We start from the raw sequence: 13,804 nt of genomic DNA on the forward strand, positions 1-13,804 counted from the left end.
ATTCGTGATAATGTTTACGATTGCAAGACTAAGATAAAAACTTACCAAAGCAAAAGAAATTTTTGATGATAGCAGGCAGATAAAAAAAGGGAGGTGAATTCAGATTTGTTATTTGCTAATAAATTTAGTATTTTTAAACATGGAATCAAACCAAATCGCCTGGCTCACCAGTCTGGCCGGATTAGCCGGCGCCTTACTGACACAGCTAATGACTGGACTCTTCAGCTATGTCAATGACCGCCGTAAGCAACAGCTGGACCTGCAAAAGGACTACCGGAACAAAAGGACCGAGATTGGCGAGAACTTTTATTTTATGAACGGCGAGCTCATGGCCATGATCAAAAAGAACATTGCCTACTGGCACACGCGCCTGGATTACCGGAGCGATGCCGCCCTTAACTTTTTACGCCAGGAAATGGACCGCCTCGATGCCTATCAGACAAAACTCCATAACGAAAACTGGAAATATAACCTGATCGGCATCTATTTTGATACCCCCTACGACTTTGGCGAAATGCTTGAGGATAATAAGCGGTCACATGAATTATACCTCAAAGTGCTCGATCAGTCGGATATCATCCGGCGCACCTTGCCCCAGGAACGCGACGATCTCTATCCCGAGTATCAGGCAGCGCTCAAACGGCTATGCGAACATTATCAGCTGATCTATGAAAAGATGGGCACTAACATGAAAGCGGTAAAAAGCGCATTGGTCGCCGGATTTGAATTGTGAACATTTTGGTTGTCAAAATGTTGCAATTTTATGAATCGCCATCAGGTACCGATGTTCAAGCGTAATATCATGCGCCGGCGCTTTATTGAGGGGACTTATAGCACTTACCAGCTGGCGCATGAATTGCGAGTGTCTACGATTACGACCTATCGTTATCAAAAGGAGTTTGAGCGGATCAAGGCACATTATCCGGATCAGTTAGATAACATGTACTTCTACATGCCGGAGCAACCCAAGCCGCATCGGGAAACGCCGTTATACAAAGAGCTGATACCCATGTTGCCCGTGTTGGCTGCGGGCATGCAGGGGAAGGTGCTGAAAGCCATGCCGCTCTGGGAGGAGTACCGTAAACATTGTCCTCAGGGATACAGTTATTCTCCATTCAAGTTTATCTTTTTTGATTGGTTTGAAGATAGTGTTATTCCTTACCCGGTCCCTTTGTTGGACAGTATTGCACCCGCCGATCAACCGATACTGCAACATTGGCGCAGGGGAAATGATCACCGGCATTGGCAGATCGCCGTGGTCCTACAGGGAGCGATAACAGCAACGACGTTAGCTGAACTGATGAGTAAAGCGGAATCTTCCTGGCGTACCGTGACCCAATGGATCCGTGCTTATAAAACCAAAGGCCTGGCTGGGTTGGAGCCTACTCCCCGTAAACCTAACGTACGTATCCAAGCTACGATCAAGAACCGGAAAGAGAAATTGGTCAAGCTATTGCATGAGTCCCCGCAAAGCCATGGTCTTAACCGGACGAGCTGGTCAATTGTTGCACTGACCCGTATTTATAATCAATTATATCAGCCTGAAGTTCATGTGATGCAGGTATCGCGTTGTTTACGGCAATTAGGTTACCGGTATAAACAATCCCGCGATATGCTCACCAGTCCAGATCCGAAGTTCCGGGAGAAGATCAAGAAGATCCAGCGCATACTACAGCATCTGAAGCCCAATGAAAAGTTCTTTTCGATCGATGAATACGGTCCGGTCGGGGTAAAGATCAAGGGCGGGCGCACCCTGCGTCATGAAAAGGAGAGTCCTGTTGCCGTCCCCGAAAAACAAAGAGCCAAGGGCGTTATCATCTGCACCGCCGCACTCGAGCTTTCCACCAATCAGGTGCACCATTTTTACTCCGAAAAGAAAAACACCTTTGAGATGATCAAGCTGATCGACCTTCTGCTCGCACGGTATGCCGACCAGTCCAGGATCTACCTCTGCTGGGACGCCGTCAGCTGGCACAATTCGCTCATCCTCAAACAATATATTCAGGACCACAATGCCACCGCGAAACCCGAGATCAGAATAGCACCTTTACCCGCCAGTACCCAGTTCCTCAATGTGATCGAAGCCGTCTTTGGCGGTCTGGCCAAAGCCGTCATCCATAACAGTGACTATCCAACACTGGAAGCCTGCAAACAAGCCATCGATCTGCACTTCAGTATCCGCAACGCCTATTTCCTGGCCAACCCAAAAAGAGCCGGCAAGAAAATATGGGGCCAGGAACATATCAGAGCCAGATTCAGTGAATTGCAGGATACCCGGAAAAGAAGCGCCATGCACGGCGCCAGGTGAAATGATCGCCTTGGCTGTAAAAGACTTGTGTTCTGATAGGGGGCTAATCGTTCATTCCATCGTACATCGCTTCCCATAATGCGGTTGGACGCCGGCTGAGTATCTGCTGAATCCGGACCCGCAATTCAGCAGATGTTTCCAGAAGCTGGTTGAGCTTCCTGCCGATGACCCGCGCACAAACCAGCTGAAGATAATTCATCCGGCCGGTATCGTAAAGATCCATGGTGTCAAAATGGTCCTCATAGATACGAGTGGCATACAGATCGAAATAGACTTGGATGATATGTTCAATATCCGTGATATCGTGCGTCCGTTGTGGACGGTCATTATTGGAGATGAGTTTCAGCAGCACGATCCCTTCCAGCGTACATACCTTGATCTTCTGACCCCCGATCTGCAATTCTTCCACAAAAGGATAGATTTCCCGGAACCCCGGCATGTTGATGATGAAGAGCGAAGGTTCGGTGAAAGTGATCGCACGGTCCGGACCTTCAATTTCCCCAAATGGCAGCAGGTCTAGTTCGATGCCGCCTTTGTAAAATACTTTAATCGCTTCTGTCGGATGGGGCTCAAAGTTTCCGGTAGCAAAAAGTTTTTGTTTCAGCGCTTCATATTGGCCTGCATCGTTGATGGATATGGCGAGGTCCACATCGTCCGTCTTCCGCTTAGCAGCGGCTGTGCTGTCAGCAGATAGATGGATGTCCCTGGCAATGGCGCCGACCACATAATAATCGATGCCGAATTCTGAAAAGATGGTATTCAAATCCTGGATCATATCCGCGATCTCAGGATTCAGTAAAAAATTATTCAAAGTAATCTGCTTTAATACGTTTAGCGGTTTCTCTGTTTCGGCTGTCAAAATTAGTGCTCAGTTCCGCATAAACAACCAGCGGTGGGGCGCTGTTGGGCCCTCGTTCAGGGTTAGGATCTAGTCTCCAGAAAGGCTTCAATAACTCAACATTGCCATCGGGATCAGGCTTTAGCAATAGCTTCCTCATGATTTCCGTTTTAGGTAAGTCGCTGTAAAGTGTGTGTCGTTCAGGATGCAGGAAGCCGGTCAAAAGATGGCCGCCGTTTTCGCCCCCCCATTGTATGTTATGATCTCCTTTATTTTTCCAGTATTTATTGGCGCTGCTATCAATGAATGAAAATCTTCCTTCCGTTAATTTGGGGCGCAGATTGGCCATGAAATAATCTGACCAGCGTTGAATAAGCCTTTCCTGCCCCTCCAGTAAATATTTAGGGCCAGTAGTCTGGCCGGTCTCTTTCAGAAACTGTTCCTGTTTTAATTCATCCAGCAAGCCGCCAATAGTGCCTAAGGCGATCTGCGCGTGATCGGCAATTGCGCGATAGGGCGCATTCAACAGCCCGGGTTCCGTTATAATGGAGAACAGAAATTTTAATCCTGAACTGCGCCATAGTTTTCCTTGCGCCGGGACCCTGGTCTCGGTGACTTGCTGGTCATTGATCAATATATACAGCCCTTCGGTATGTATAAAACAGTTTCCTGATGCTTCCAGGTAATTAATGCCGTTTTCCCGGAATTCCAGTTTGAGAGGCTTGGGTATATAGCGGGCAACGATTAGCAATGGCCTGTCAGTTTTGAACGGTTTGGCTACCGTGAAAACTTTGCTTTGTCGTAGTTCATAGCGGATGTCCGCTAAGAATTGGGCTTCATATGCTCCGCTCTTTAAATACAGAATACCATCATATCCGGCATCCTGATGTGCAGGATCGCCGGTTGTTTTAAATGCGGTCCCCATACCCGTAAGTTTAGCCAGCTTTTGAATGCCCTCGTTAAGTATCTGTAGATCGTTGTTCATTTAAATTTTTTGTTCGTGTTTCATGAACAGTCAAATTTAATGAACATGATTAAGTAATGCAAACAAATGTTCAGTTTTATTTAATGTTCATGATTCACGAACATTGTAATTAAACGAACATTTGTAAGACACTAACTCAGGAAATGATTAGGTATATGGCGTTATAAATGTCGGGTATTTAAAGGGCTTTACTTGCGTCAGCAACGCACGTCTGTTGCGAAGCAACAGCGGGCGACCGGAGTTTTTTTGTCTAATATGGTGGGGTAGATCTATCCCGCCAAGCTGTTAGCAAATAGAGGCAGGCTGCTGTAGCCCGCACCCTAAACACTCAATTGAAATTCAATACCTCATTACCATATTTGGCAAAGCCCGTACAAAGGTCAAAGCCGACTGATTCTTTTTCAGCGCATCGCCATAGAATAGCGAACGAAATTTGATCTCATCGTCTTTGAAATTGCGGACATTTTGGAGATAACCCGTTACCGCGTTATACGCCCCGAACAAAGTGCCCCGGGTAGTGTTTTCTAGTTGGCTTTCCGCCGTTAGGGCGTACTCCATCACGCCATTTACCAGGTTATTGAACTGGCCGGAAAGCTCCTCCTCTTGTCCCAATTGCAATTTGCTCAGCGCCTCCGGGTTAGGCGCCATGGCCAACTGAACCAGTCGTTTTAATTCCGGGTCGCGCAGCGTAATGCGTGACCAGCGGTTATAGATCGCTTCCAGTTCAACGGCCAGTTGATAGACAAACCTAGCATCTCATGCGCGGTCCTTAACTTATCCGCTGCGCTCACCGTGTGCCGGATCTTGATCGCGTTGGTACAGTTCTTTAACGCGGCATTCAGCGTATTGCGGCAATAGATCCGCACCGGCGTAAAAGCGATCGTAATGCTGCCCGAACCATCGTGCGAAGTGGTCAGGAAGTAGGCTCGAGACCTGGCGCCTTGCACTACATTGCTGTAGTAGGTTTCCCTGAATCTGCCCCCGAACCGTACGTACCCGTCTCCGAGTATACGGCTCTCCATCAATTCATTCAGTCTAACTTTCCTGCGTGTAATTTGTCGTGACATGTTGAACATACTGCTAAGGTTTTTCTTCTTCTTGCAATCATTTTCTTTTCCCATTCCGTTTTACCCTTAAGGTCTTTCAGTTTCCTTACATGGTGCATTTCTATATCATCCGTGGCTTCGCAATACTCACAAATGCGTGCTTTTAGCCTGTCCGATAAGCTGTTTCTGCCCCCTGTGTAGGTTACTGTTTTGGCAATGGTGTCTACTTCGCTGTCGTACGTAGGTGTCTTTCGTTTGAAACCCCCATTGTAGAGAGGACGATACTTTGTCTGGCCCTTTTTATTAGTGTAGGGTATAGAGAAAGTTTTATTTACTCTGTATTTGTACATCAACTTCGATATCGTGGAGCGGTATTTACTTGCATAAGTACTATACATACTGTATCGCATGATGTAATAAAAAGAGTTGATAATGTGGCTGTTATTGGCAATTGAATAGTAATTATAGAAGCCTAATATCTCGGCATTGTATTGGGTGATTATTTCCAGTGCATCAAACCCTATCATATTTCCACGGGACTTGCCTCTCCAAACTTCTTTCTTATTGGGCGTTGTTATTTTCAAAGCCTTATATTCCAGTAGTTTATTTCTCATTACCTCTGTGGTGACGTAAAGTACCACCTTACTATTGAAGCATCTGATAGGATTACCAGTTTTATCCGTTAACGTATTATTTGATTTACGTACGAATACATCGTAGCCCAAGAACGTTGCATGACAATTCGCATTGGTTATCAGGGTCTTTTCATCTGAAAGTTCCAATTTAAGTGTGTCATTAAGGAAAGCCTTAATGTCTTCTTTTACTTTTCTGCAATCATCTTTGCTACCTATGATACCTATGAGAAAATCGTCTGCATACCTGACATATTTTAGTTTCCTGAAACCTTTATCCATATCATCCATAGGAGGATATTTCTGTCGTTCCTTAACTATTCCCTTAATTTGTTCAATTAACTGCTTTCTAACATTCTCGTCCTTTTCAATTTTGAGTTTCTTAACTAAGCGGTGTTTCTTTAGTACCAGTTGGCGGAGTACGGGGTTAAGCTTTCTTGATGTTCCAATATCAAACTGGCTAATGTAATTTTTAATATACTTGTCCAGTTTGTCAAGGTATATGTTAGCCAGTATTGGGCTAATGATACCACCTTGAGGTGTACCACTATATGATCTGTGATATACCCAATCTTCAACGTAACCTGCATTGAGGAACTTTCTTACTAATCGAATGAACCTTTCATCTGCGATACGTTCACCTAAAACATGGATGAGAACGTCATGGTTAATATTATCGAAGAAACCTTTTATATCTCCCTCGATAAACCATTTTGCTCCTGTAAATGTCTTTTGAACTTTGGTCAGCGCTGTGTGACAACTTCTTTCAGGTCTGAAACCATGAGAAGTATTTTCAAAACTACCGTCATATATTGCATTGAGTATCATCCGGATGACTTCCTGTAGCAGTTTGTCGATGAATGTTGGAATACCTAAAGGACGTTTCTTGCCATTTTTCTTGGCAATGTATATCCTTTTGGATGGTGCTGGTTGATAAGTTTCGTTTTGCAACGTAGCTATCAACCGTTTAACTCGGGATATACTCATGCCATCGATGGTTGTGCCATCGGTGCCTGCCGTCATATTACCTACTTTGCTGTAGATATTCTGATAAGCAGTGTAATACATCTCTTCGTTAAACAGTAGCCTGTACAGCCGTTCAAACTTGTAGTTTAAGTCACTGCTGTGTTCGGTTAGACTGTTTAATACTTTTTCGGGACTTCTCATGTCTCTCACAATTTCCTTTAATCATATTAAACTGAATCAACTGCATCCCCTTCGCCATGTACAAGGCTTTCCCTTGCTCGGACTACTACGGGAGCTCCGTTACCATGTCGAATATTCAGGGGCTATCCCCATAGCCACGCCAGTGGCATTCCGATTTAGGTAATCCCCATTTAGATATATAGTGACCTGGCTTTGTAGATTGTCGGATGCGATTTAACCTGTTTCTACTTATTGTAGCTGCGATTGTGATACGTTATGCTACATCCGCTATCTGTTTACGTTGTAGTATCACAATACCGACGTTTATAACTGTCTTCCGTCCGTGCTTAGACAACTAACCGCTAAGGCTCTCGTTCAATCAGAATAGATTTCATCCTCATATCTACTTTTCAACTTGCCATTCAGTCGCAACACGACAATTAGTTGACTTATGGCTTTTCCGACATGCTACACTCCCTGTCCAGTTTCCCTTTCAGATAAGTCGGCTGTTGATAGGCGATATAAACACTTGCCTAATAGCTTGCCAAAGCTACATTCACTATATACCCTTATGGGCGCACAATATATTGCTCGATCAGGTCATCCCGGCCCACCCGGATATGCTCCGGCAGTTTGGCTGTGATATAAACCACCTCCCCATAACCCAGCGCACCCGCACTTTCGTAATGGACGCCGCCATACTCCCGCACAATACTGTCAAAGAAAGCAAAAGCCTCGCTGTTATTCACCACCTCATAGTCCGGACCGATCTTATCGCCCAGCACCGCCTCCGTATCCGTTCGGAACGTGAAATAACTGTTCTCCGAAATCACATTCATCCCGCTCGGCAGCGGATGTACATTCGGACGTTTCAATACCTCAAAATCCAGCCCGGCCTCCGCCATCGCCTCCGCACTGGTCTCGCACTTCGTGATCGTTTTACCTAATAGCTGCCAAACCTTTGGTTTAACCGCTGCATTATTGATCGTTGTCATCGTTCTTAATATTAATAGTTTTCAGATAGGCAGGCTACAACCTGCTTTTTAATTTGTAATCCATGGCCTTCACGGCCATTACCTTCACCTTACGGGTATTAGATACACGGATAGTCGCCTGGTGCTGGCACATACTTTCTTGTTTCCCGCCCGTATTGGTCATAGGCTATTGGCGTTACTATATCTTTGTCCCCATTTCCTGAGGCCTGCCAGTTCACCTGTTGCATCGGGCGGCCCAGGCCATCAAAAAATTGAATTATATTTAAGAATGGATTTTTAGTGGAGAATTCGCTGATATTGACCACCTGATTTCGGCGCAAACTGACCACCGATTCCGCGGGAAAGTGACCACCTGATTTCGGAGGAAACTGACCACCCCGAACGAGCCACATATGCTGTAGAAGCAGGCCTATTTTTGAGGTTTAACAACTTCACTAATGGCCAACACTACGATAAGCATGAGTAAGATAAGACAGATCCTCAGGATGTACAGCCAGGGCCGCAGCAAGCTATCGATAGCGGCCCAGACCGGCGTGTCACGCAATACCGCAAAGAAGTACCTTATTGCGTTCGATGCCAGCGGCTTTACGTTCGAGGAAATCAATACCCTTAATGATAAGGAGCTGGAGGACTTCTTTGGCAAAAGCAGTGAACGTCCCCCGGACAAGCGAATGGTGGCCCTGCAACGCTGTTTCCCGCAGATAGATAAAGAGTTAAAGCGTGTCGGTATGAACCGCCGCATCCTGTGGGAAGCTTATATCAAAGAGTTCCCTGACGGGTTCAAGTACACCCAATTCTGCTTTTATTACAACCAGTGGAAAGCCCGCGTGAACCCCACGATGCACCTGGATCATAAAGCCGGTGATAAGCTGTATGTGGACTTTGCCGGTGAAAAGCTAAGCATAGCGGACAAGGATACCGGTGAGGTCATCGAGGCCGAGGTGTTCGTTGCTATCCTTGGCGCCAGCCAACTAACTTACGTAGAAGCTGTGCTGAGCCAGCAGAAAGAAGACTTTATAGCAGCCTGTGAGAATGCCCTGCACTTTTATGGCGGCGTACCTGCCGCCATCGTTCCCGACAACCTGAAGGCTGCCGTTACCAAGAGTAACCGCTATGAGCCAACGCTGAACGAGACCTTTGCTGACTTTGCCGACCATTACGGAACGACCATCTTACCAGCGAGGGCGTACCGCCCTCGTGACAAAGCACTGGTAGAAGGAGCCGTTAAGATCGTTTACAGCCGTATCTACGCACCTGTTCGCAAAGAGGCCTATCATACCCTTGCAGAACTGAATATCGCGATCAAGGTCGCTTTAGAAGCACATAACAGCCAGCCGCTGAAAGGCCGCAATTACAGCAGAAAGCTCCAGTTCGAGGAGATAGAACGCCAGGCACTCTCGCCATTACCGGCATTACGTTATGAGTTCAAACGGCAGCACCAGGCCACTGTAATGAAGAACGGACATGTTTGTCTGGGTATCGACAAACACTACTACAGCGTACCGTACCGCTTTATCGGCAGGAAGGTCAAACTGCTGTATTCCCGCACCAACGTAGAAGTCTACTACCACTATGAACGCATCGCCATGCACAGGCGCATCAAAAGCCCTTACAGCTACACAACGGATAAAGATCACCTGGCTTCGACACACCGCTTTATGACCGAATGGACACCCGATAAGTTCCTGGAATGGGCAGCATCCATTCACGAGGATGTGAGGCTTTACATCCTGAAGATACTGGACCGAAAGCAACATCCGGAACAAGCTTACCGCTCCTGTATCGGTATCCTCAGCCTGGCGCGCAAGGCAGGTAACGAAAGGCTGGCCAGCGCTTGCAGGCGTGCGCTCGGCTATGGCGTGTACAACTACAAGACCATACAGCAGATACTGGAGAACAAGATGGACAGCTACGAGGAAAGCTTATTTGCTGACGAGCTGCCTATGCCCAGCCATGACAATATCCGGGGAGAGAACTACTATAAATAACCATTAATGAACAGATCGATATGAACACGAACACCTTAGACAAACTTCGCAAACTGAAGTTCTATGGCATGTACCATGCCTTTAAAAGCTGCCTGGAAACGGGACAGACCGCAGAATACACCACTGATGAACTGCTGGCCCACCTGGTAGAGGCCGAATGGGACGACCGGCAGAACAGGCGCATAGAGCGTACGATCATGTATGCTAAGTTCCGCTATAAGGCCTCGGTAGAGAACATCCACTACCATGCCGACCGTAGTATCGACCGCAATCAGGTAATGCGCCTGGCAGACTGCCACTTTATTGACCGGAATGAGAACCTGTTGATCACAGGCAGCACCGGTATCGGCAAAAGCTATATCGCTTCTGCTATCGGACACCAAGCCTGCATACTGGGTTACCGCGTGTTCTATGCCAGCACACCCAAACTCTTTGCTAAGCTGAAGATGGCCAAGGCAGATGGTTCCTACATGAAGGATGTAGCCAAACTGGAACGCCAGCAACTACTGATCCTGGATGACTTCGGTATACAACCTTTTGATGCGCAGAGCAGGGCCGCACTGATGGAGATCATTGAGGACAGGCACGGTAAGACATCCCTGATCATCACCTCTCAGCTGCCGGTCAGTAAATGGTATGAGGTCATTGGTGAAAAGACGATCGCTGATGCTATCCTCGACCGCATCGTGCATGATGCGCACCGGATGGAACTAAAGGGAGAGTCGATGAGAAAAAGAAGGCCCGCAGAGCCCGAAAAAAGCTATCTGCAAAACACACTTTAAATAACTACTTTTGACAACGCTTCTACAGCGTTCGCTGCGCTCGTTCGCCAGCACTTTGGGTGGTCAATTTGCCACGGAATCACCTGGTCAACTTCTCCGTATTATACATTTTAGCGCCATACCGTTCCCGAAGTATGAATCCATCCATATTTATTTTTTATTATTTATCCGCTTTTGAAAGAAGTAATTAAAAATAGTAGGGAAGATTGGAGCGTCTAGCAGTTTGCCAAACTGTCCTGTAGTTTTTTATCAGTGATTGTTTCCTAAAGTTTGTTTCAAACTTGTATGGAGAAGCACCTTGCATGCATAATCACGTTACCATAAACGGTATTTTAACAGAAAAGCCAGGCATACTGCCCGGCTTTCCTTTGGAATAAGTTAATACTATTATTGATTATCAACTACAGTCTCCACCGCATCCTGAACAGATTGCGGAAGTGCTGACAGCAGGTTATAACCCGTAGCCGATTCAATGCTTCGTACGGTACAACGATAAGTTTTCCAGTCACTGTTGATGGTATTAATGTTCGGCGTATTGATCGCGATCACACGGGTCGAGGAAGTGATACGCGCCAAATCACCGTTACCATTCGGGATCACCACGGCAACTTTCCAAACGTTTGACGGCACAGCAACGTGACCATTATCAACTGAAGTAACGGTACCACTTGAGCCAGTACCACCGGTACCATAGCTGCCCATCACGATATAAACCTCGTTACCGGCAGTTACCAGTGAGCGCAGATAATTTTCAAAGTTCGCCCAGGTCTGCTGGTTATTGTTCGGTGCCTGCGGGATCATATTGGTCATCAGGAAAGTCGCCTCATTCGCGGTGGTGGTAGTCGTACGATCCGCGCTTGGACAGTTATGACCACGGTCAAAACCGCTGCCTGAATAGCTCGTGCTTTGTACCGCATACCAGCCAGCAGGCAGGTTAGGATCCGCACGGAAAGCATCAGTACGGGCGGTAGAACCCAGTGAAGTAGCACCCAGATACCAGCTCACCCAGTTCGGTTCGCCGCGGGTGCTGTTATAGCTTTCCACAAAATAGGTCTGATCCCACAGATAGTTGTTCGGAGCGGTGGTCGTGCTGGCTACCGCACCACTTGGGTTACCCAGCAGCAGGTTAGTATTGTCGCCGGTAGAACCGCCACCACCAGTACCACCACCCGTGCCGCCACCAGAACCATTATCATAACTGTTAACTGTAAAGTCATCGATATTGATACGGTTCGAGCCGCCCGATACCTTACGTAACTGGAAGCGGATCGTGCCCGCAGTGTTCACCGTAAAAGTAGCCGTAGCTAAAGTAGCCGATGAAGCGGTGATCGTTGAACCTACCTGGCTATAAGAAGAACCGCTGTTGGTCGACTGCCACAACTGGAAAGTTGATGCACCATCAGAACCGTAAACCGCATATTGCATGGTCACGGTCGATGCGCCGGTGCTCACATTAAAATTCATGGTCATGGTACCAGTGCTCGTGATACGCACGCTCTTGCTACCGTTCTTATGGTCAGTGCTCAGCGTTCCGATCAGCGCATTGTCCAGATTCCAGCTGCCGCTGCTCAGCGTAACATCCGCTGCTGCATAAGCACCTTTTGTACCGGACTCAAAGGTCTCGTCAAAAGTCTGGGTGATCGTTTCGGTTTTCAGTTTGGCCACGGCCGCTGTCTGCTCAGCAGCGGCTACGGGTGCAATGGTTTGATTTTTGGCGCAGGATGACAGCAATAGCATAGCCGCCGCCGGCAGGGCCAGTAAATGTTTAAATTTCATGTTAATGTTTGTTTTTGAGCAGAAAGGTAAAAGTGCAACCCCTATATGAACCGGGTGTTAAGGAAAGATTTTCAGTTTATTACCCTTGCTGGCTTGCTGCCAATGGATTGCTTATACGTTAAACTTTACGGGAAGGTTTTGGTTTTTTATCAAAACCCAAGCGTCGTTCAATTACCATAATCCATGTACACCATACCATGCATTTGCTTTCCCGAAGATCCAGCAGGCAGGATCTATATCTACTATCATTACAACGGAATCCGGCATCGCGAATACAACGGAAAAGGCCTGGGGCTGGCGATCCACCCCAACCGTTACCGGGATCATGAAAGTCGGGAAAGGCTGGCCGTAGCATTACAAACCGCATTCCATCAGGCGCTTCTGGCAGGCTGGCAACCTAAAGGAACCCCGCCCAAGGGGCACTCACTGCGATCCGCCCTGCAGTTGGTACTGGAAGAAAAGCAGACCTCAGAACTTTCAGACGTCTACAAAAAGAATTTGAAAGCCCTACACCAGCATTTTACCGATTTTCTGTTACCCCATGAACTCGCCAGTCCCTACGATTATTTGCTGCCAGGCAGGGTAGAAGCTTTTCTCAGCAAGTATCACACCAAGGAGCGGAGTTATACCAACTACCGGAGATGCCTGAGCGTATTCTTCAAAGCCATCGTCAGAAAAGGTTACGGCACCAAAGACCTGATCGCACACACACGGCCCGGTCGTCCCAAAGCTGTCCGGAACATCCCGTTCACTGATGAACAACTCAAAGGCATCCTAAAATACCTCGAGCCTCATTATCCTCAACTTTATTTATACTGCCTGCTCACCTACGGCAGCCTGCTGCGACCGCACAAAGAGATCCGGCTGCTCCAAAAACAACACATCGTCAAAGACTGCACAGAGATCGTATTGTCAGGCAAAGAAAATAAAAGTGGCAAAGTACGCATCGTTTACCTGCCGGAATACGTACAGCAAAAGATCCGCCCGAGGTTCCAGGCGATCAGCAAACCCGGCGGCAACCTGTTCACAGTGGCAACCAAGCCCTACAACACCAGCTACTTCAACCTCCAATGGCGCAGAGCCAGCATCCAGCTAAAAAAAGATGGCTTACTCCAACCAGGCCAAACGATCTATTCCTTTCGCCATACTGCCGCCATCCGGATCTATCAGAAATGCAAAGACCCTTACGTCCTGCAGCAACTACTACAACATTCCAGTTTAAAAGTAACCTTGGATTACCTCCGCGGCCTTGGCGAGCTCCGGCAGGAGCACCTGAGAGCATTCCTGCCGGAGCTTTAGTTTGGTCTC

Annotated in this window: 11 protein-coding genes and 2 pseudogenes; 5 read left to right on the forward strand and 8 right to left on the reverse strand. The window is 47.2% G+C overall.

The window, feature by feature from the left end:
- Positions 1-139: 139 nt before the first annotated feature.
- Both ABZR88_RS02250 and ABZR88_RS02255 read left to right on the forward strand, forming a co-directional pair.
- Positions 140-733 (forward strand): hypothetical protein, encoded by a 594-nt coding sequence (locus ABZR88_RS02250; RefSeq protein WP_107829017.1) that lies wholly within the window; start codon positions 140-142, stop codon positions 731-733.
- A gap of 51 nt (positions 734-784) precedes the next feature.
- A complete protein-coding gene (locus ABZR88_RS02255) occupies positions 785-2,308 on the forward strand; it encodes an IS630 family transposase (RefSeq protein WP_170113618.1) in 1,524 nt (507 codons plus the stop codon).
- Between the two features lie 43 nt (positions 2,309-2,351).
- Here ABZR88_RS02255 and ABZR88_RS02260 read toward each other — a convergent pair whose 3' ends face one another.
- The 7 genes and pseudogenes from ABZR88_RS02260 to ABZR88_RS02290 form a co-directional block, all read right to left on the reverse strand.
- Positions 2,352-3,119 carry a hypothetical protein gene (locus ABZR88_RS02260; protein WP_146166548.1) on the reverse strand — a complete coding sequence of 256 codons (768 nt, stop codon included), beginning with the start codon at positions 3,117-3,119 and terminating at the stop codon, positions 2,352-2,354.
- Complete coding sequence (locus ABZR88_RS02265) at positions 3,112-4,071, reverse strand: type IV toxin-antitoxin system AbiEi family antitoxin (protein ID WP_369434702.1); 960 nt, start codon at positions 4,069-4,071, stop codon at positions 3,112-3,114. The genes ABZR88_RS02260 and ABZR88_RS02265 overlap by 8 nt, the downstream gene beginning before the upstream one ends.
- Positions 4,072-4,470: 399 nt before the next feature.
- Positions 4,471-5,252 (reverse strand): annotated as a pseudogene (locus tag ABZR88_RS02270) (DUF932 domain-containing protein).
- Complete coding sequence (locus ABZR88_RS02275; RefSeq protein WP_107831787.1) at positions 5,162-6,976, reverse strand: reverse transcriptase/maturase family protein; 1,815 nt, start codon at positions 6,974-6,976, stop codon at positions 5,162-5,164. Before ABZR88_RS02275 ends, ABZR88_RS02270 begins: the two are co-directional and overlap by 91 nt.
- A 548-nt stretch (positions 6,977-7,524) precedes the next feature.
- Positions 7,525-7,950 carry a DUF932 domain-containing protein gene (locus ABZR88_RS02280; protein ID WP_369434703.1) on the reverse strand — a complete coding sequence of 142 codons (426 nt, stop codon included), beginning with the start codon at positions 7,948-7,950 and terminating at the stop codon, positions 7,525-7,527.
- Between the two features lie 34 nt (positions 7,951-7,984).
- On the reverse strand, positions 7,985-8,113 hold the full coding sequence (locus ABZR88_RS02285) for a hypothetical protein (protein ID WP_369434727.1): 129 nt from the start codon (positions 8,111-8,113) through the stop codon (positions 7,985-7,987).
- A gap of 16 nt (positions 8,114-8,129) precedes the next feature.
- A pseudogene (locus ABZR88_RS02290) lies at positions 8,130-8,342 on the reverse strand (hypothetical protein); the annotation flags it as partial.
- Between the two features lie 66 nt (positions 8,343-8,408).
- Here ABZR88_RS02290 and istA point away from each other — a divergent pair.
- Both istA and istB read left to right on the forward strand, forming a co-directional pair.
- Positions 8,409-9,938, forward strand: a complete 1,530-nt coding sequence (gene istA / locus ABZR88_RS02295) for an IS21 family transposase (protein ID WP_369434689.1) — start codon at positions 8,409-8,411, stop codon at positions 9,936-9,938.
- Between the two features lie 20 nt (positions 9,939-9,958).
- Positions 9,959-10,720 (forward strand): IS21-like element helper ATPase IstB, encoded by a 762-nt coding sequence (gene istB, locus ABZR88_RS02300; RefSeq protein WP_107831783.1) that lies wholly within the window; start codon positions 9,959-9,961, stop codon positions 10,718-10,720.
- A 387-nt stretch (positions 10,721-11,107) separates the two neighbouring features.
- On the opposite strand, the gene ABZR88_RS02305 is transcribed toward istB, so the two are convergent.
- Complete coding sequence (locus tag ABZR88_RS02305; RefSeq protein ID WP_107831534.1) at positions 11,108-12,496, reverse strand: DNA/RNA non-specific endonuclease; 1,389 nt, start codon at positions 12,494-12,496, stop codon at positions 11,108-11,110.
- Positions 12,497-12,679: 183 nt separating this feature from the next.
- Here ABZR88_RS02305 and xerC point away from each other — a divergent pair, with 183 nt between their 5' ends.
- Positions 12,680-13,795, forward strand: a complete 1,116-nt coding sequence (xerC, locus tag ABZR88_RS02310) for a tyrosine recombinase XerC (RefSeq protein WP_107831536.1) — start codon at positions 12,680-12,682, stop codon at positions 13,793-13,795.
- Positions 13,796-13,804: the final 9 nt, after the last annotated feature.

The organism is Mucilaginibacter yixingensis (genome assembly GCF_041080815.1).
GTDB lineage: Bacteria > Bacteroidota > Bacteroidia > Sphingobacteriales > Sphingobacteriaceae > Mucilaginibacter > Mucilaginibacter yixingensis.